The following is a 19,393-nucleotide window of genomic DNA, read 5'->3' as shown; positions in this document are numbered from 1 at the left end:
GCGAACTCAGGCCTTCTGGCGGTCGATATCACGCCGTAGCACGACTGCCGTCGTGATGTCGTCGACAGAGTCATGGCACGCTACGGCGTCTCGCACCCGGTTCAAATCATCAATCGTCCGCGCCTCGACCTCGACTACGAGGTCGAGTTGCCCGCTGACAGACGAAACCCGTTTCACCTGAGCATTCTGTGCCAGCAAGTCCAATAGCCCCAGTGCCGGTGTCCGTTTTAGTGCCACCAGGATAATCGCCCGGATTACATTGGCATCGATTTCACCAATGTCCGCACGATATCCGCGAATGACCCCGCTACGCTCCAGCTGTAAGACCCGCTCGCTGGTAGCACTTCGCGACAGGCCGATTCTGGCAGCCAGCGCCTTGAGTGCCACGCGTGCTTCCTTGGAAAGTATGTCGAGGATTTCCCGATCTTTGATGTCTAGTTCGCGCAAAGCTGACACTCCCGCCTGATCACCGATAAATGGCCGGCCGCCCCGGAAAAGTGCAGGAGGCAGGCCAACCGAAAGCTTGCTTGTTGTGGGTGCATGGCAAGACACTACTCCAGTATTTTCACGGGTCGAAGTAGCGCCGGCATTATGTCGGTCGATTCCGGCAAAGTGCCATTCGAACACGCACATTGCAGGGTGATTTCAAAGTATCAGTGTGCAAAGCTCACTGTGCAGGTAGGGACCTCAGCGCCCAAGACAATAAGAAATAGAAACGTCAAAGGAGTGCCTCGATGCTGGCAAGAAAAACCAGGATGCTACTTGTATCCAGTGCAGTGGCAGCGGCTGCATTGTTCTCTCATGGCATAACGCAAGCCGATGATCTGCAGACCGTTCAAGAATCAAACGTACTGCGCGTGGCCATGAGCGGCCAGTATGCGCCCTTCAGTTTTGCCAATGAAAAGAATGAAATTGTCGGTTTCGACGCCTCCGTGGGTGAAGCACTCGCCCAACGCTTGGGTGTGAAGTTACAAATTATTACCACACCCTTCGACGGCATTATTGCCGGGCTGCTGGCCAAAAAGTATGACGCCATCATCGCCTCGATGACCATTACGCCCGAGCGCCTGAAAGCCGTTGACTTCGTCGGGCCTTATTACCATGCCGGTCGTACCATCGGCGTCAAGGAAGACTCTCCGATCCAGGTCCTTGATGACCTCAAGGATGTCACCGTTGGCGTGACGCTGGGCGATTCTCATGACAAATGGGCGCGTGCCCGCGGCAATCTCAAAGTGCGCACCTATAAAGGCTTGCCAGAAATGCTGGTGGACTTGGATGCCGGGCGTATCGATGCCGTCGTTATGGACAGCATTCCGGTCATGGTTGCGGTAAAGGAGACCGGGCAGAAAGTACGTATCATCAGCCTGCCGGACGAGCAGGGTGGTCGCGAAGGCCTGGGCATTGCCATTCGCAGGAACAACCCTGAATTCAAGGCCCAGCTGCAAAAGGCCTTGGACGAGATCCTGGCCGATGGCACTTATAAAGAAATCTCCATGAAATGGGTGGGTAGCGACATTCGCTGATGCACACCTGCAGTGGCCTGGCCGATAGGTCGGGCCGGGTTGGTTGAATTTTGTGAGTGGTTTTTATGGACCTGTCATTGATCCATCGCACCTACCCGTACTTCATGGAAGCCGCTTGGGTAACTGTGCAGATTTCGTTGCTGTCATTATTACTGGGCTTGCTCCTGGCAATCGTTTTGGTGGCGTGCAGGTTATCGCCAGTCTTTATCTTGCGCTGGGTGGCGAATATCTACGTCAGCGTATTTCGCGGCACACCCTGCCTGGTACAGTTGTTCATCATCTATTTTGGCGGGCCACAAATAGGCATTGAACTTGAGCCATTTTCCGCGGCGGTGATCGGGTTGGGCATGAACATCGCGGCGTATATGTCCGAGTCCATTCGCGGTGCTATCGATAATGTCGATCCTGGCCAGGAGGAGGGTGCACGGTCGATTGGTTTCAGCCGCAGGCAAACGCTGTTGTTCATCATCATTCCCCAGGCACTCAAACTCATGATCAGGCCCTTGGGCGTCAATGCCATTGGCCTGATCAAGGGCTCTGCCCTGGTGTCGGCCATTTCCGTGGTTGAACTGACTTACACCGCGCAGCGCTTCATCAGTTCAACCTACAAACCGTTCGAAATCTTCACGGTGTCGGCGTTGCTTTATATCGTCATGGTCTACGCGGTCAAATATGTGGTGGAAGTGCTGGATCGGCGATACGCGACCAAGTGAGGGCTTGTCAGTGGAAGGATTAAACCTGAGCGTCATCACGCCTTATTATGAAATGCTGGCGACTGGCCTGGGCTGGACGGTTGTAATGTTTCTCTGTTCCAGTGTCATCAGCCTGGCAGTGGGTGTGCTGTTTGCCCTGATTGACTTGTATGCGCCCAAGGCCATGGCACTGCCCGTGCGCTTCGTAACCTGGCTGTTGATGGGCACGCCATTGTTGCTGCAACTGTATGTGATCTATTACGGGCTGGTTCAAGTGGGTATCGATATTCCGGCGATGGTTGCCGGGGTGATCGGGCTTAGCCTGCATTTTGCGGTCTACAACGCCGACGTGATCAAGTCCGGGATCGAGTCGGTTGACCCAGGCCAGATAGAAGGCGCGCGCTCGATTGGCCTGAGCAAGCTGATGACACAGCGCTACATCATTGTTCCGCAGGCATTGCGAAAAACCATTGCGCCACTGGGGAACAACCTCATCGTGTTGCTCAAGGACACTTCGCTGGTGTCGATTATCGGTATTGCCGAACTCGTCTACAGCGCCCAACTGGCGGTCAGCGAAACCTATAGCCCGTTTGAGTTCTACCTCGCCGTCGCGGTGATCTATTACGTGGCCAACCTGGTGCTCGAGGCTGGGTTGCATCTTATTGAAGCAAAAGTCGAGATGTCACGATGAACAGCAACGCTATGGTAGAAGTGAAAGGTGCCCGTAAAGCCTACGGTGACCTTGAGGTGCTCAAGGGTATCGACCTGTCGGTGTCGCGTGGGCAGATCGTCGCCATCATTGGGCCGAGTGGTTCGGGTAAAAGTACCTTGTTGCGCTCGATCAATCATCTCGAAGTGCTCAATGGTGGTGAGGTGTGGCTTGACGGCGACCAGGTCAACCGGCCCTTGAAAGGCCGCGCCTTCGAACAGCATATCAACCAGGTGCGCCAACAGATGGGCATGGTGTTTCAGCACTTCAATCTGTTTCCGCACCTCACCGTCTGTGAAAACATCGCGATAGGGCCGGTGAAGTTAAAAGGCTATTCGAAAAGTGCGGCCAGGGCGTTGGCCCTGGAGTACTTGCAGAAGGTTGGGTTGGCTAACAAGATCGACGAGTACCCATCGCGTTTGTCTGGGGGGCAAAAACAGCGGGTTGCCATTGCCCGTGCACTGGCCATGGAACCCAAGGTGATGTTGTTCGATGAGGCGACGTCGGCACTAGACCCCGAGCTTGTCGAAGAAGTGAACCTGGTCATGAAGCAACTGGCGGCCGAACATATGACCATGCTCATCGTCACACACGAGATGCGTTTCGCCGGTGAGGTGGCCGATCAGATTGTGTTCATGGACGGCGGTGTGGTCGTGGAGCAGGGTGCACCGAGTGAGATCCTCAGCAATCCCGTGCAGGACCGCACCCGGGCTTTCTTGAAAAAACATCTGCATCAGTGCTAGGACATTGCAGGCGCTCGGCGCAATCGATCCGTCGCCTCGTCTGAGCCAGCAATCAGTCCGACAACGACCATAGCGGATCGCTGGCCATCAACAGGGTCACCCAATCGGTAAAGGCGCGTACCCTTGCTGACAAGTGGCGGGTGTAGGGGTAGACGATGGAAAGGGGCATGCTCGCCATCTGCCAATCAGGCAAGACCCTCACCAGCGCACCCGTTTTGAAATGCGGCACGGCCTCGGCCGTTGGAAGGAAGGCAACACCTAGCCCGGAGACCGCGGCGGCGGCAGTTGCACTGCCGTTGTTGAAGTACATGGATGGCTGATGATCCAAGGTGAAACTGTCTGACCCGCGTGTGAGGGTTGGCACGAAACGCCTATCCGTTGCAGGAAACTTGAACCCTAAATGTTTGTGGTTTGGCAGGTCCCAAGGGGTGTCGGGGATGCCGACACTGTCCAGGTACCTGGGGGATGCGCAGAAGCAAAACCGCATTTGGCCAATAGGCCGACACACCAAATCCTGATCAGTAATGGTTCCACCACGAATCGCACAATCCACACCTTCCTGAACAAGATCAACGACACGCTCGCTGCAGCCGATGTCGAGATGGATTTCGGGGAATGTCGAGGCGAACTCGGAAAGGGCAGGGACCACAAACAAGATTCCGACAGGGGAGGGCATTTCAATGCGAACCCGCCCGCGCACGACATTTCGGCTTTGCGAAGTCGAAGCCTCCAGCTCGTCCACATCGTCAATCACGGCACGCGCTCTGATGTAGTAGGCGGCCCCTTCGGGTGTGGGTGAAACTTTACGCGTTGTACGATGCAGCAGCCTGATTCCAAGCAGATTTTCCAGGGCCTGGATTTGGCCTGAGATCGTTGTTTTTGCCAGCGACAGGGAGTCTGCAGCACCGCTGAAACTGCCCACTTCGACGATGCGGCAAAACGCCCGCATCGCCTCCAAACGGTCCAATGCCATTGTGCGGTTTCCGTACAAACAAAACGATTGCACCCAGTTTATCCGAAATCACGGTTTCACTACAGTTTGCTCATCCCACCGAGCGGTGGCGAACCAACTGGAGAATCGTGATGAGCACCAAACGTATCAATTATTACGAAGCAGCCCCACAAGCCATGAAAGCCATGATGGGGCTGGAAAAGGCCGCTTCTCAATCCATTCTGCCGGCATCGCTGCGAGAGCTGGTGCGGATTCGTGCATCGCAGATCAACGGTTGTGCCTATTGCATCGACATGCACACCGCCGATGCGCTGAAAGCAGGTGAAACCCCACGCCGTCTGATGGCTGTCAGTGCCTGGAAAGAAACACCGTTTTTCGATGCCCAGGAACGTGCTGCGTTGCTGTGGACTGAAACCCTCACCCTGGTGGCAGAGAGGCATGCACCGGATGAGATTTACCAAGAGGTTGCAGCTCACTTCAACGAGCAAGCGCTGTCCGAGCTCACCTTTGTGATTGCCGCCATCAACGCCTGGAACCGCTTCGGCGTCGGTTTCGCCATGCAGCCAAAGTAATCCCCCATCCGAATTCGGGTGTTTGACACTACACAGCGACTTTCCTCCCAGCCTGAACTTTCAAACACCCCCACTCGAATCAAATCTTTAACGTTTTGCGCGTGTCTGTGCGCGCTCTTTGACGGAGTCAATATGAAAAACATTATCAAAACCTGTGCTGCACTCATGATAGTACTGCCTTTTTTTGCACATGCCGCTGACGGTGCAGAAGCGGCGAAGCGTTTCCAGGAACGAAACAAGGCGATGTTTGCTCAACAAGCAAAGGCGCGAGCGGAGCGCGAACAACAGGATCATCAGGCGAGTAAAGATTCGCTGCAGGTGGGTGACGATTCTGTCAGCGCTGGAATGATTGCTGAATAAACCACGGCGAATCGATTTGCCATTTAGTGAAAAGGATCAATCCGTGCGCTCTCCCGCCCTCATTGCAACTGGCTTCGTTGCTACAATTTCGCTGATCGCTGGATGTAACAAAGAGACCACGCTGGAAGTGCCAGCCAATCCTCCCGCTGTCGATGTTGTTAGTGTAACCGTTCAACCCGTGAAACCCTGGGACAGTTTCAATGGCCGCATCGGGGCTATGGAAACGGTATCGGTGCTGCCAAGAGTCGGTGGTTACATCACCAAGGTCGCTTACAAGGAAGGCAGCGAGGTCAACAAAGGCGACCTCTTGTTTGTCGTTGACCAACGCCCCTATCGCGCTACCTTGGCGAGTGCGCAAGCCCGGCTGGAGCGGGCACGGGCTTCACTTGCTTTCGTCAAGCAACAAAATCAGCGAGCGCAGCAGCTTATCAAGAGCCATGCGATATCGATGGAGGAGGCTGAGCAGAAGCGAGCAGCCTACGAACAGGGCGTTGCTGAGGTACATGCTGCTGAGTCCGAGGTGACGACAGCGGCTCTCAATCTGGCGTTCACCGAGGTTCGATCGCCCATCGATGGCCGGACAAGTCGGGCACAACTCACGGTCGGCAACCTGGCCGTCGCGGACCAGTCTGTACTCACCTCGGTGGTGTCGCAGGACCCGGTCTATGTTTACTTCGACCCGGATGAACAAAGCTTCCTGAACTATCAAGAACGCTTGAAGGCCTCTCAACGTACACAGGTGCGCGTCGGACTGGCAAATGACGAACACTCTCCCTATGAAGGGGAACTCTCGTTCGTTGATAACCAGGTGGACGCTGCAACAGGCACCATTCGCGCAAGGGCGACGGTGAAGAACCCAGACAGGTTGCTGGTGCCAGGGCTCTTCGCCAAAGTAGAACTGTCAGTGGGTGAATCGCAGGTGCAAACACTGGTGCCTGAACGCGCCATCTTGAGTGATCAAGATAAAAAGTATGTCTACGTACTGAGCGGCGATGGCAAGGCTGAAAAAAGGTATATCGAGCCCGGCAAGTTGGTTGGGCAGCAGCGTGTGGTCGCCGCAGGCCTCGACAATAACGAGCGCGTGATAGTTTCCGGTCTTCAGCAAATTTATGCCTCCGGCATGGCGGTCTCACCCAATCTTCTCGTCCCAGCAAGTACTGAAATGAACGTGTCCAGTACGCATAAAAGCTTGAAATAACCTGCGAAGGCCTGTCTCATGGATTTCTCTAAGTTTTTTATCGATAGGCCAATCTTTGCGATTGTTCTGTCGATTGTCATTTTTGCAGCGGGGCTGATCGCAATCCCGCTGCTGCCTGTTGGTGAGTACCCAGAAGTTGTTCCGCCTACCGTGGTGGTGAAGGCCACCTATCCGGGCGGGAACCCTAAAGAGATTGCCGAGTCGGTTGCTGTTCCCCTGGAGGAGGCCATCAACGGGGTTGAAGACATGGTCTATCTGAAGTCGGTGGCCAGCTCCGATGGCACGTTGCAGGTCGTAGTCACCTTCAACGACAAGGTAGACCCAGACACGGCGGCGGTTCGCGTACAGAACAGGGTAAGCCAGGCGCTTTCTCGCCTGCCTGAAACGGTGCGCCAATATGGCATCACCACGCAGAAACAATCCCCGACACCGCTGATGTATGTGGACATGTTCTCCACCAGCGAGAAGTTCGATGCCCTTTACCTGCGCAACTACCTTCGCCTGCACGTGAAGGATGAGCTGGCGCGTATTCCGGGGATCGGCGACGTGGTGCTTTACGGCTCCGGCGACTATGCGATGCGGATCTGGCTTGACCCAGACAAGCTCGCCGCGCGTGGTATTACCGCACAGGACGCCATCAATGCTATCCGCCAGCAGAACGTTCAAGTATCCGCCGGGCAGCTCGGCGCCGAACCCTCGCCCCAGAACACCGATTTTCTGATTTCCATAAACGTGCAAGGTCGGCTCAAGACCGAGCAGGAATTCTCTGACATCGTCCTGAAAACCGGGCGTGATGGCCAGATCACCCGGCTCGCCGACGTTGCCCGGGTGCAGCTGGACTCGGGGGATTACACGATGCGTGTATTCCGAGGCAAAAGTCAGGAGGTTGCAGTCGGGATCTTCCTAACCCCCGGGGCCAACGCAATCGACGTCGCCAACAAGGTGTATTCGAAACTCGACGCTTTGTCCAAAGACTTCCCGGAAGGGGTCAAGTACGTCAGTGTATGGGACCCCACAGTCTTCGTGCGCGAGTCGATCAACGCCGTGCAGCACACGCTGTTCGAGGCGATGGCGCTGATCGTTCTGGTGGTCGTGATTTTCCTGCAAACCTGGCGGGCATCGATCATTGCGCTGATCGCAGTGCCAGTTTCGATCGTGGGAACGTTCGCGTTCCTCTATTTGCTCGGCTACTCCATCAACACGCTCACTCTGTTCGGCATGGTGTTGGCGATCGGTATCGTAGTCGACGACGCGATCGTGGTCGTGGAAAACGTCGAACGAAACATCGAGCTAGGTCAGACACCCCTGCAAGCTGCCCATCAGGCGATGCGGGAGGTATCAGGCCCTATCCTGGCGATTGGTCTGGTGCTGTGCACCGTGTTCATCCCGATGGCTTTCATGAGTGGTGTGACAGGGCAGTTCTACAAGCAATTTGCCGTCACCATCGCGATCTCGACGGTGATTTCGACGGTTAACTCCCTGACCCTATCGCCGGCGCTGGCAGCCAAGCTGCTGCGTCACCACGACAGCCCGAAGGACAGGCTGACGCGATGCATGGATTTTGCGCTTGGTTGGCTGCTGCGCCCCTTCAACCGGTTCTTCAACCGCAGTTCGCAACGTTATGAACGGAGCATCGCCAGGCTGCTGCCACGCAAGGGACTGGTTTTTCTGGTGTACGCCGCGCTCTTAGGGGTGACCGGGCTGTTGTTCAACACCATCCCGACCGGGTTCATTCCCAGCCAGGACAAGCTCTATCTCTTCGCCGGCGCGACGCTTCCCCCGGGTGCATCGCTTTCCCGCTCTGACGCGGTAGCCCGAGAGATGTCTGCGATCGCCTCGACGGTGGAGGGTGTGGACTTTGCCAACTCGTATGTCGGCTCCAACGCGCTGCAAAACACCGCTACCCCGAACCTGGTGACCGCCTACGTCATCCTCAAACCTTTCGGTGAACGCACCCGCAGTGCCGCGGACATCAATGCCGAGCTGAACAGCAAATTCGCTGCCATCAAGGACGGCGCAGCCTATGCCTTGCTGCCACCGCCCATCCAAGGCCTCGGTAACGGCTCCGGCTATTCGCTGTTTTTAACGGACCGAGGTGGTTTGGGATACGCGGCATTGCAGCAGGCACTGGAAAAATTCCAGGCCGAGGTCGCCAGCACTCCAGGGATGACCTTCCCCGTCAGCTCGTATCAATCCAACATCCCGCAACTGGAGGTCAAGGTCGACCGAGTGAAGGCGCAAGCTCAGGGGGTTGAGCTGCCGGCGATCTTCGACACGCTGCAAACGTATCTGGGGTCTGTTTACGTAAACGATTTCAACCTGTTCGGCCGGGTTTACCGTGTCATTGCTCAAGCCGACTCACGCTTCAGGCAAACCGCAGAAGACGTAGGCAACCTTCGTGTACGCAACGCTCAAGGGAACATGGTGCCATTAAGTGCCGTGGTCAACATTGCCTCGGCCTTTGGACCCGACCCGGTGATGCGCTTCAACGGTTACCCGGCTGCGGATTTGATCGGCGACGCGGACCCTAAGGTCATGTCTTCTGGCGAGGTGATCAAGAAGCTGGAGGAAATCGCCGCTCGCACACTGCCACGAGGCATTGAGCTGGAATGGGCAGATCTCAGCTATCAGCAGGTCACCCAGAGCAATACGGCCGTTATCGTGTTCCCGATCGCCGTCATGCTGGCCTTCTTGGTATTGGCCGCGCTTTACGAGAGCTGGACGCTGCCACTGGCGGTCATCCTGATCGTGCCGGTTTGCATGTTCGCCGCGCTGGTGGGGGTATGGATCGCGGGCGGTGACAACAACGTCTTCGTCCAGGTTGGCCTGGTGGTCCTGATGGGGCTCGCGTGCAAGAACGCAATCCTGATTGTCGAGTTTGCGCGGGAGCTGGAGATGCAGGGGCGGGGAACCATTGAAGCGGCGTTGGAAGCCTGCCGGCTTCGTCTGCGTCCCATCGTGATGACATCGGTGGCATTCATTGCCGGCGCGGTACCGCTTTTGATTGGCAGCGGAGCGGGCAGTGAGGTCCGTTACGCCACAGGTGTCACCGTCTTTGGCGGCATGCTCGGCGTGACCCTTTTCGGGCTGTTCCTGACCCCGGTGTTCTATGTGGTGATGAGGAAGCTAGGCGCAACCATCCCCGACCATCCTTCAAGCATGCCGGCGCATGAGGCGCAGCGCCTGGCGTGATGCCCGCTGGATCTGGCGAAAGGAATTTTTTCACATCGAGTAAGCAGATAACAGTGCTGTGGCGTTGCTCCAGCCATCGGTCACCTGTCGATTTATTGAAAATAAATTCAATAGCGGCCCGATACTCTATTGAATAGATTTTCAGTATGCCATAGCATCCCCGGGCCTGAACAAAAACAACATGAGGGGATGCGCATGTCGCAACTCAGAGATGCCGTCTATTGGCGTGGACGGAGCACCGACCTGGTGATGGAGGCGCGTGCGTTCATCGCCGGCGCCTATGTGGGGGCCAGCGATGGCGAGACGTTTGCCGTGCGTAGCCCGATCGATGGCCGCGAGCTGGCGCAAGTTGCATTGTGCCGTCGGGCTGACGTAGATCACGCCGTGGCTGCCGCCCGTGGGGCATTCGAGAGCGGTGGTTGGGCCGACCTGGTGCCACGCCAACGCAAGGCCGTGCTGCTGCGCTGGGCTGCGCTGATGCGGGAGCATGCCGAAGAACTGGCGCTGCTGGAGACACTGGACACCGGCAAGCCCATCGCCGATACCACGGCGGTGGATATCCCCAGTTCCATCTACTGTCTGGAATGGTTCGCCGAGCTGGTCGACAAGGTCACCGGCGAGGTACCCGCCTGCGATCCGCAGTTCCTCGGCACCGTGACGCGCGAGCCGGTCGGCGTGGTGGCGGCGATAGTGCCCTGGAACTACCCGCTGCTGATGGCGACGTGGAAGTTCGCCCCGGCCCTGGCCGCCGGGAACAGCCTGATCCTCAAGCCTTCGGAGAAGAGCCCGCTGAGCGCCTTGCGCATTGCCGGCCTGGCCCGCGAGGCGGGGGTTCCCGAGGGCGTTTTCAACGTGGTGCCCGGCGATGGCGAGACCGGTCGCCTGCTCAGCCTGCACCCACAGATCGACTGCCTGGCCTTCACCGGCTCCGGCGCTGTCGGCCGGCAGATCAGCCGCCATGCGGCGGATAGCAATCTCAAGCGCGTCTGGCTGGAGCTGGGCGGCAAGTCGGCGAACATCGTCATGGCCGATTGCCCGGACCTGCGCCGTGCGGCTCAGGCGGCTGCGGCCGCGGTGTTCAGCAACATGGGCCAAGTGTGCAGCGCAGGTTCGCGCCTGCTGGTGCAGCGCCCCATCGCCGAGGCCTTCATCGCTGAACTGCTGGAGGCTGCGCGTGCCTATCTACCCGGCGACCCGTTTGACCCGGCCAGCGTCACCGGCAGCTTGATCGACGAAGCCCAGTACCTGCGTGTGCGCCAGTACATCGAGCTGGGCAAGCGTGAAGCTCGCTTGCTGCTGGGGGGCGAGGACTGTGGGGTGGTCCCCGGCGGCCACTATCTGCAACCGACTATCTTCGCCACTGACGCCACCTCGCGCATCGCCCGCGAAGAGGTTTTCGGGCCGGTGTTGAGCGTCATCGAATTCGATGGGCTGGACGACGCCATCGCGCTCGCCAATGCCAGCAAATTCGGCCTGGCGGCAGCCTTCTGGTCGACCGACCTCGGCGCCATCCGCCATGCCTCGCGACGCCTGCGTGCCGGTACTGTGTGGGTGAACTGCTACGACGAGCTGCTCGACATGAACTTCCCGTTCGGCGGCTTCAAGGAGTCCGGCAATGGCCGTGACAACTCCGTGCACGCCCTGGACAAGTACAGCGAACTCAAGTCGACCATCATCCGCTGCTGAAGGTGCAATACCGTGATTGACAACCTTTCCCCCCTGTCGCGGCAGAGCTGGACCCTGCCACTTCCCATCGAGTACGGCCCAGGCGCGCGCACCGCGCTTGTGGAACTGTGCAAGCGGCATGGCATTTCCCGGCCGCTGATCGTGACCGACCAGGGCTCGCTGCGCCTGCCCTTCGTGGCCGAGCTGCAGGCGCTGCTGAACGATGCGGGCCTGGCCTGCGGGCTGTTCGGCGAAATCGAGCCCAACCCCAGTGACCGGGCAGTGCTCAAGGGCGCCGCGGCGTTCCGCGAATGGCGTGCCGATGGCATCATCGCCCTCGGTGGCGGTAGTGGCCTGGACGGCGGCAAGGCCGTGGCCCTTGTGGCCCGGCAGACGCGCTTGCCGTTGTGGGCGTTCGATTTCGACAAACCGGTACCCGAAGGCCTGGTCGCCAGCGATTTCCCGCCGGTGATCTGCATCCCGACCACCGCCGGCACCGGTGCCGAGACCGAGAGCACGGCAATGCTCACCGATAGCGAGCGAGCGATCAAAGGCTGCGTCTGGCATCCGCTGGCGCGCCCTCAGGCGGTGATCCTCGACCCCGAACTGACCCTCAGCCTGCCGGCGCACTTGACGGCCTGGACCGGCCTGGATGCGGTTATCCACGCCCTGGAAGCCTACTTCGTGCCAACCTTCAACCCGCTCTGCGACGGCGCTGCGCTGCAGGCGCTGGAGCTGCTCTGGGGCTCCTTGGAGCGAACGGTGGAGCAGGGCGACGATCTCGAAGCACGCGGACGCATGCTGATCGGTTCGTGCCTGGCGGGCGTGGCCTTCCTCAAGGGGCTTGGCCTGGTTCATGCGCTCAGCCACATGGTGGGTGCCACCTACAACAGCCACCATGGTTTGACCAACGCCATGATCCTGCCCAGGGTACTGCGCTTCAACCGCGCGGCCATCGAGCCGCGCCTGGGGCCGGTATGCCGCGCCATGGGCCTGGCGGGCGATGACTTCGAGAGCTTCCAGCAGGCGATCTGTGCGTGCCTGGACCGCCTTGCCATCCCGGTTTCCCTGGCCTCGCTCGGGCTACGTCGCGATGACATTCCAGCCATTGCGCGCAAGGCCATGGGCGATCCGGCGCGGCAGACCAACCCGCGCTCAAGCAGTATCGAAGACCTGGAATCGCTGCTGCATCTGGCCCTGGATGAGGAACGGGCCTAGTCGCGGGAAGCGACGACCTTGCTGTGCTCACAACAATATCAATAAAGGTACGAACCCCATGTCAGCTCCCAAGACTGCCTCCGCCAACGGACGGCTGAATCTGGAAACCCGTTCCATCGACTACGTGCCTCTCGCCGAGCGCCATGGCAAGGCTTGGCACCTGTGGCCAATCTGGTTCTGTGGCGAGGCGCACCTGACCACCTTGGCGGTGGGCATCATCGGCATCGGCCTGGGTGCCAACCTGATGTGGTCTGCCATCGCCATCTTCCTCGGTTGTGCCTTCGGCACCCTGTTCATGGCCGGGCACTCCACCCAGGGGCCGCAGATGGGGCTGCCGCAGCTGATCCAGTCGCGGCCGCAGTTCGGCTACTTGGGCGCGCTGTTGGTGTACGTGGTGGCCATCGTCACCTACGTTGGCTACAACGCCTTCAACCAGCTGCTGGTGGGGCAGACCCTGCACGAGCTGTTCGACGCCCCGCAGGAGCCATCGGCAATCCTCTTCTCGATACTGGCCATCGTCATGGCCATTGCCGGCTACAACACCTTCCACAAGGTGCAGCGTTGGCTGGCGTTCCTGCTGATCGGGGTCATGGCGGTATTCACCGTCGGCCTATGCGTCTACGTGAAACTGCCGCAGGAGCAACTGACCCTCAGCGGCTTCAAGGCTACGCCCTTCCTTGCGCAGTTCTTCGTTGCCGCCGCGTACCAGTTGAGCTGGGCGATCTATGTATCGGACTACTCGCGCTACCTGCCGCCGAATGTCAGCGTCCGCTCTTCGTTCTGGTGGACGTACCTGGGCGCGATGATCGGAGGCGTATGGATGATGCTTCTGGGCGCCTTGGCCGCGGCCCTGAGTCCTGGGCAGAATCTTGCCAAGGGCCTGGTGCTGCTGGGCGACATGGTGTTTCACGGTTTCGGCGAGATTGTCCTGATTCTCGCCGTGCTGAGCCTGGTGACCAGTGCCGCCCAGAACTTCTACGGCGCGTCGATCACTCTCCTGAGCATCGTCGACACTGTGAAACCCCAGACTTCGACCCTGCTCAAGCGTGTGCTGTCGATGCTTGCGGTGGGCGGCGCGGCGATCTATATCGCGATGACCGCCTCGGACAACTTCGTGAAGGATTTTGGTGACTTCCTCGCCATCCTGCTGTACCTGTTCACGCCTTGGACGGCCATCAACCTGGTGGACTTCTACGTCGTGCGCCACGGCAAGTTCTCTATCCGGGAAATTTTCAAGCCCAAAGGCCTCTATGGACGCTGGAACTGGCGTGGCATTGGTGCCTACCTGGTGGGCTTCGTGGTCATGCTGCCATTCTCCGCCACTGGGCTGTACACCGGTTACGTGGCGCGGCAACTGGACGGTGCCGACATCAGCATGCCGATCGGCCTGGCGGTATCGGCGGTTGCCTACTGGTGGCTGTGCCGCTCGCAGAACATTCAGCAGGAACTCAGCCAGGTCAGCCGCCTCGACCAGGACCTGGAAAACGGCGCCACGGCTTGAGGTTGAGGTCGGCACCTGCACGTATCGGTAAATCTTGTTAGATTGGCGTCCCCGCCCGGTGCTCTGCACCGGGCGGGTTTGCCATTCCAGTGAGAAGAGAAGCGGATTCAGCTATGAGCGTGGACAGCCTGAACGATAAGCCCCGAAAGCGCAGGACCAGAGTCGATCCAGAGACACGGCGCAAGGCCATCGTCGAAGCCACCATGCGCTGCATCACGCGCTTCGGCCACGCTGGCACCACGATCGAACGTATCTGTGACGAGGCCGAGGTGTCGGTCGGGCTGATCGGTCATCATTTCTCCAGCAAGGACGAACTGATGCTCGCCACCTATCAGGAGCTCACCAACCAGTTGCGCGAGGAGACCCGTCGTTATCTGGAAACCCAGGGCGGTACGCCGGTGGAGCGCCTCACCGCGATCATTCGCTCCTCGTTCCGAGGCAGTATCTTCAACGAGTTCATCCTCACCACTTGGCTCGGCTTCTGGAGCGCGGCGGTGTCTTCCGAGCAATTGCGAGAACTCAATCGCAAACTCTACGCTGACTATCGCAAGGAGCTTGAGGGGGTGTTCAAGGCCATCGCGGCCGAGCGGGACCTGGCGCTGGATGCCAAGGGCAGCGCGCTGATTATCACCGCGCTGATTGATGGGTTCTGGTTGGAGTGGGCGCTGGACCACAGGGCTTTCAGCGCCCGCAAGGCAGAAAAGTGCTGTTTGCAGACGGCGCAGCTGTTGATTGGTGCTCAGCCCGGCTAGCGCATTCCAATGGCAATTAGAATTGGCCGCATGACCTGACTTGAAGATCCTGGGCATCGCTTAGGGGAGGTGTGGGGCGGCAGGCTAAAACCTAAGAGTGCCATCCGCTCGGCTATCGCTCGTAGGTGTCGCCACCTGTGCTGATTTCGTAAAGGGTATCGGCGTAGGGCAATCACGACGGCTCCCGGGGTGTTGGGAAGCCATTTTCCTGGTATCTGTTCGTCTCGGTGAAGGTGCTTTCCCCTGATGCTTAAATGGCTTGCCTCAATTAGTCGCGATGTTCGCATTCACCTTGACTGGCCGCGTTTCGAGGAGTCAGAGCGTTACCGCTATGTCACGGAGGCCTACGATCAATTCCCTACACAAGAGATGGAGGCGGATCTAGCCGAGCGCCGTAAGCGCGTCCAGGATGAGGCGGCCGCAAAATTCGATGCTACCCGTGATCGGCTGGACGGTGCGGTCGCAGCGCTGCACCCCAAAGTTGCTGAAGCCAAGCGTCTGGTAAGCCTCTTTCAGCGCGACTATCGCGCTGAGCTCGAAGCCCTGTACGCGGAAAAAGATCGGCTGCTCGGTGAAATGCGATTGAAGAGGAATGAGAAATCATCCGAATACGAAAGCCGCGAAGAGTTACACGAGGAGAAAAAAGAGCTGTATGGAGAACACCAAGCACTAAAGGATGAAATTGCGAGCTGGTATGCGCAAGCCAACCGGAGTCGGGTTTTGCTGGGGAAAAAGGATCGAGAGATTCCCCAATACTCAATCTTCGGGATTAGCCAAAATTCATTGCGGCGCGCCAAGAGCGACCGGGATATTGTATTCGAGAAGATCAAACGGGTGAAAAAAGAGATCGACAAGGCCAACAGTGATATCTACGCCTTGAATAAGGCGCTGGAGCAAATGGGTGAGAAATTTGGCCAGACCAAGCAACGTATTGTTGATACCAAGCGCGATAGGGCTGAGTTTTTCGACTTGAAAGCGTCAGGTAAGACCTTAAAGGCCTTGAAAAACGAGCAGGACGAGGTGGCCCATGAACTTGCCAGGTTGCGTACCTCAGTGATCTCAATCGAAGAAGAGCGGGTATGTTTCATCCGAGATGCCGAAAACGGCTATGGTGTGCCGGCACTTCACACTGAACTGAATGCTCGGATTGAAATTCGGGTCGCCCACCTCAGGGCCTATGATCTACCTGAGCAACAGATGCAGCGTAAGCTGCGACACCGAGAGCAGTGGCTGCGGGAGCACGCGAAGTAGCGCTCAAATTCTCGCTTGCACTCGAGGAGCGTGGGTTTGGCGCAGCTTTTGCGCTGCCGAGGGCGAAGTAGAAAGCCGGTGCTTTCTTCTTCGCCCAAATCGATCAGGGCAGTGGCTCAGCCAGTTCTCATAGCAGGTCGACCATTCCGATCACATCAAGGTCAAAGCTTAAGCTCGCCCATAACACTCAAGACTGCACTGTGAGCAATGTCGATTATCCGGTCGACTTCTTCTCGGGTGGTGACCAGCGGTGGCGCGAAGCCAAGGATTTCGCCATGGGGCATGGCCCGGGCGATCAGGCCGCGATCACGGGCCGCCTTGGAAATACGCGCACCGACTTTCAGTGACGGGTCCAGGCGCGTCTTGCTAAGTGGGTCGGCGACGAACTCGATGGCCGCCATCAAGCCCACGCCACGCACCTCGCCCACGATCGGCAGCGCGCCGAAGGTTTCCTGCATGGACTTCTGGAAGTACTCCCCGACCCTTGCCGCGTTGCCCGGAATGTCTTCCTGCTCGACGATGTCCAGCACCGCATTGGCCGCTGCAACCCCGATGGGGTGACCGGAATAGGTGTAGCCGTGGGAGAACGCCCCTACCTTGTCCGCACCTTCCTCCATGACCTTGTACACCTTCTCGCCCACGATCGAGGCGGAGAGCGGCGCATAGGCCGAGGTCAGGCCCTTGGCCACCGTGATCAGGTCTGGCTCGATGCCGTACTTGTCGCAGCCGAACATGGCGCCGGTACGGCCGAAGCCGGTGATGACTTCGTCGGCGATCAGCAGGATGTCGTACTTTTTCAGGATTGGCTGAATGGCTGCCCAGTATCCAGCGGGTGGTGGTGTGATGCCGCCGGTCCCAAGCACTGGCTCGGCAATGAATGCACCGATGGTGTCGGGGCCTTCGCGCAGGATCAGTTCCTCCAACTCGTTGGCTCGACGCTGCGAGAACTGCTGCTCGGTCTCACCGGGTTCGGCGCCCCAGTAGTGGTGCGCAGCGCCGGTCCGCAAGATACCGGAGACCGGCAGGTCCATGTAGTCGTGGTAGAACGACATGCCGGTCATGGACCCCGAGACGACTGAACAGCCGTGGTAACCGCGATCACGGGAAATGATCTTTTTCTTCTTCGGCAGACCACGCAGGTTGTTGTAGTACCAGACCAGCTTGGCTTGGGTTTCGTTGGCATCGGAGCCCGACAGGCCGTAAAACACCTTGCTCATCTTGCCCGGAGCCATTTTTACCAGCCGATCGGACAGCCGCGCTAACTCGTCGGTGGTGTGCGCGGCATAGGTGTGGTAGTACGCGAGCTTGTGCGCCTGACGGGAGATGGCTTCGGCTACCTCGGTGCGGCCATAGCCGACGTTCATGCAATACAAACCGGCGAAGCCGTCGATGTACTCACGACCGGTCGCGTCCGTGATGGTGATGCCTTTGCCGGTCTCGACGATTGTTGGGGCCCCCAGCTTGCCGGAAGCGAAGTCCTTAAGGTGGGTGAACGGGTGCAGTACCGCGCCACGATCCTGGGCCGAAATGAGGTCGATCTTTTGCTTGTCCATGGTTGTTCTCCTGTTATTTGATCAAAGGCCGCCGACGCAGACGTATTTGAGCTCCATGTACTCGGCCAGGCCATGTTTTGAGCCTTCCCGGCCCAGGCCGGACTGTTTCCAGCCACCGAACGGAATCGGTGCGCCGGTGAATTTCGGCGTGTTGAGCGCGACCATGCCGTACTCCAGCTGCTCGGATACGCGCGCCGCGCGCTTCAGGTCGTTGGTGTAGACATAAGCCGCCAGGCCGTACTCGGTTTTATTGGCGCGCTGAACGACTTCATGCTCGCTGTCGAACGGTAGGATCGCCGCCACCGGGCCGAAGGTTTCTTCAAACGCGATGTCCATTTCATCGGTGACGTCCGCCAGCACGGTCGGCAGGACGAAACTGCTGCCCAGGTTGTGATCCAGGCCGCCGCACATCAGCCGTGCGCCCAGCGAAATCGCATTGCCAATATGATCACGGCATTTGTTGGCAACGCTGACACGCGTCATCGGGCCGATATCCACACCCTCTACCAGGCCGTGACCGACACGCAGTGCCTTGGCCAGCCGAGTGAACTCGGCTACGAAGGCGTCATAGTGGCTGCGCTGCACGTAGATGCGGTTGGCGGCCAGGCAATCCTGGCCAGAGGTGGCAAACTTGGCGGCGATGCACGCGGTGGCGGCTTCGTTCACGTCGGCGTCATCGAAGACGATGAAGGGCGCGTGCCCGCCCAACTCAAGCGAGACCTTTTTCACCGTGTCGGCGGACTGACGCAGCAGAATCCGGCCGACTTCGGTGGAACCCGTGAAGCTGAAGGCCCTCACCTCGGTGCGCTGAAGCAACTGCCTGGACAGTTTCGGCGCATCACCGGTGACCACCTGGAATACCCCGGCCGGGAGCCCGGCTTCTTCGGCGAGCCTCGCCAGGGCGAGCGCGGAAAGGGGTGTTTCTGGCGCCGGCTTGATGATCATTGGGCAGCCGGCGGCAAGTGCCGCACCGGCTTTGCGGGTGATCATGGCGTTCGGAAAATTCCATGGCGTGACTGCTGCAGTGACGCCAATCGGTTGCAGCCGGGTGGTGAGCTGGCTACCCGGCAGATGGCTAGGGATCGATGCTGCGTAGCTGCGCTCGGCCTCTGCTGCGAACCACTCCAGGAAGTTGGCGCCGTAGTCGATCTCACCGAGGGACTCGGTGTAGGGCTTGCCTTGCTCGGCCGACATGATGGTCGCGAGGTCCTGGCAATGCTCACGGGTCAGCGCAGCCCATTTGCGCAACAGATTGCCGCGCTGAGCGGGCAGCAGTGCACGCCAACTGGCGAAGGCTTCGCTGGCGGCGTCCACGGCACGGTCGATCCAGTGCTCGTCGCAATGGGCGACGTGGGCAATGACCTCGTCGGTGGCAGGGTCGGTGACGGCCAAGCGCCCTTCGCCATTAATCCATTGCCCAGCTATGTAGGCACGCAGCTCCAGGAGGTCGGGACGACTCAACTGTTGTAACGCTGCCGTTGCACGATTTTTCATTATTTTTGCCTCGGTTTT

General features: G+C 58.8%; 17 protein-coding genes. 13 read left to right on the top strand and 4 right to left on the bottom strand.

What is annotated here, in order from left to right:
- Positions 1 to 6: 6 nt before the first annotated feature.
- A complete protein-coding gene (locus ACNFBR_RS23250) occupies positions 7 to 447 on the bottom strand; it encodes an Lrp/AsnC family transcriptional regulator (protein WP_401049735.1) in 441 nt (146 codons plus the stop codon).
- 287 nt (positions 448 to 734) lie between these two features.
- On the opposite strand from ACNFBR_RS23250, the gene ACNFBR_RS23245 reads away from it, so the two are divergent.
- The 4 genes from ACNFBR_RS23245 to ACNFBR_RS23230 all read left to right on the top strand — a co-directional run bounded on the left by ACNFBR_RS23245 (position 735) and on the right by ACNFBR_RS23230 (position 3,667).
- Positions 735 to 1,523, top strand: coding sequence for an ABC transporter substrate-binding protein (locus ACNFBR_RS23245; RefSeq protein ID WP_416736981.1), 789 nt, complete (start codon positions 735 to 737; stop codon positions 1,521 to 1,523).
- 65 nt (positions 1,524 to 1,588) lie between these two features.
- A complete protein-coding gene (locus ACNFBR_RS23240) occupies positions 1,589 to 2,236 on the top strand; it encodes an amino acid ABC transporter permease (protein WP_416736980.1) in 648 nt (215 codons plus the stop codon).
- Positions 2,237 to 2,246: 10 nt separating this feature from the next.
- Positions 2,247 to 2,906: an amino acid ABC transporter permease gene (locus ACNFBR_RS23235; protein WP_416736997.1), complete on the top strand. Its 660-nt coding sequence runs from the start codon at positions 2,247 to 2,249 to the stop codon at positions 2,904 to 2,906.
- An 11-nt stretch (positions 2,907 to 2,917) separates the two neighbouring features.
- Positions 2,918 to 3,667, top strand: coding sequence for an amino acid ABC transporter ATP-binding protein (locus ACNFBR_RS23230; RefSeq protein ID WP_416736996.1), 750 nt, complete (start codon positions 2,918 to 2,920; stop codon positions 3,665 to 3,667).
- Positions 3,668 to 3,719: 52 nt separating this feature from the next.
- Here the strand turns inward: ACNFBR_RS23230 and ACNFBR_RS23225 are convergent, their stop codons facing one another.
- A complete protein-coding gene (locus ACNFBR_RS23225) occupies positions 3,720 to 4,640 on the bottom strand; it encodes a LysR substrate-binding domain-containing protein (RefSeq protein WP_416736979.1) in 921 nt (306 codons plus the stop codon).
- 110 nt (positions 4,641 to 4,750) lie between these two features.
- Between ACNFBR_RS23225 and ACNFBR_RS23220 the strand changes: the two genes are divergently transcribed.
- From ACNFBR_RS23220 to ACNFBR_RS23180, 9 genes are all read left to right on the top strand, one after another.
- Positions 4,751 to 5,191 (top strand): carboxymuconolactone decarboxylase family protein, encoded by a 441-nt coding sequence (locus tag ACNFBR_RS23220; RefSeq protein WP_416736995.1) that lies wholly within the window; start codon positions 4,751 to 4,753, stop codon positions 5,189 to 5,191.
- Between the two features lie 132 nt (positions 5,192 to 5,323).
- A complete protein-coding gene (locus tag ACNFBR_RS23215; protein WP_416736978.1) occupies positions 5,324 to 5,551 on the top strand; it encodes a hypothetical protein in 228 nt (75 codons plus the stop codon).
- Between the two features lie 43 nt (positions 5,552 to 5,594).
- On the top strand, positions 5,595 to 6,749 hold the full coding sequence (locus ACNFBR_RS23210; protein ID WP_416736977.1) for an efflux RND transporter periplasmic adaptor subunit: 1,155 nt from the start codon (positions 5,595 to 5,597) through the stop codon (positions 6,747 to 6,749).
- Positions 6,750 to 6,767: 18 nt separating this feature from the next.
- Entirely contained in the window at positions 6,768 to 9,941 is a 3,174-nt protein-coding gene (locus tag ACNFBR_RS23205; RefSeq protein WP_416736976.1) for an efflux RND transporter permease subunit, read from the top strand.
- A gap of 195 nt (positions 9,942 to 10,136) precedes the next feature.
- Entirely contained in the window at positions 10,137 to 11,627 is a 1,491-nt protein-coding gene (locus ACNFBR_RS23200; RefSeq protein WP_416736975.1) for an aldehyde dehydrogenase family protein, read from the top strand.
- 12 nt (positions 11,628 to 11,639) lie between these two features.
- Positions 11,640 to 12,824: an iron-containing alcohol dehydrogenase gene (locus ACNFBR_RS23195; RefSeq protein WP_416736974.1), complete on the top strand. Its 1,185-nt coding sequence runs from the start codon at positions 11,640 to 11,642 to the stop codon at positions 12,822 to 12,824.
- Positions 12,825 to 12,882: 58 nt separating this feature from the next.
- Positions 12,883 to 14,325 carry a purine-cytosine permease family protein gene (locus ACNFBR_RS23190; protein ID WP_416736973.1) on the top strand — a complete coding sequence of 481 codons (1,443 nt, stop codon included), beginning with the start codon at positions 12,883 to 12,885 and terminating at the stop codon, positions 14,323 to 14,325.
- Between the two features lie 113 nt (positions 14,326 to 14,438).
- The gene (betI, locus tag ACNFBR_RS23185) at positions 14,439 to 15,077 is read left to right on the top strand and encodes a transcriptional regulator BetI (RefSeq protein WP_416736972.1); all 639 of its coding nucleotides are present in this window, start codon (positions 14,439 to 14,441) and stop codon (positions 15,075 to 15,077) included.
- A gap of 246 nt (positions 15,078 to 15,323) precedes the next feature.
- Positions 15,324 to 16,328, top strand: coding sequence for a hypothetical protein (locus tag ACNFBR_RS23180; RefSeq protein ID WP_416736971.1), 1,005 nt, complete (start codon positions 15,324 to 15,326; stop codon positions 16,326 to 16,328).
- 161 nt (positions 16,329 to 16,489) lie between these two features.
- Here the strand turns inward: ACNFBR_RS23180 and ACNFBR_RS23175 are convergent, their stop codons facing one another.
- Both ACNFBR_RS23175 and ACNFBR_RS23170 read right to left on the bottom strand, forming a co-directional pair.
- Entirely contained in the window at positions 16,490 to 17,881 is a 1,392-nt protein-coding gene (locus ACNFBR_RS23175) for an aspartate aminotransferase family protein (protein ID WP_416736970.1), read from the bottom strand.
- A gap of 21 nt (positions 17,882 to 17,902) precedes the next feature.
- Positions 17,903 to 19,375 carry an NAD-dependent succinate-semialdehyde dehydrogenase gene (locus ACNFBR_RS23170; protein WP_416736969.1) on the bottom strand — a complete coding sequence of 491 codons (1,473 nt, stop codon included), beginning with the start codon at positions 19,373 to 19,375 and terminating at the stop codon, positions 17,903 to 17,905.
- Positions 19,376 to 19,393: the final 18 nt, after the last annotated feature.

The sequence above is a fragment of the Pseudomonas sp. NY11955 genome, from assembly GCF_048068035.1.
GTDB lineage: Bacteria > Pseudomonadota > Gammaproteobacteria > Pseudomonadales > Pseudomonadaceae > Aquipseudomonas.
The sequence above is the reverse complement of the archived record's forward strand: the minus strand, read 5'-3'. Positions and strand labels throughout refer to the sequence as shown.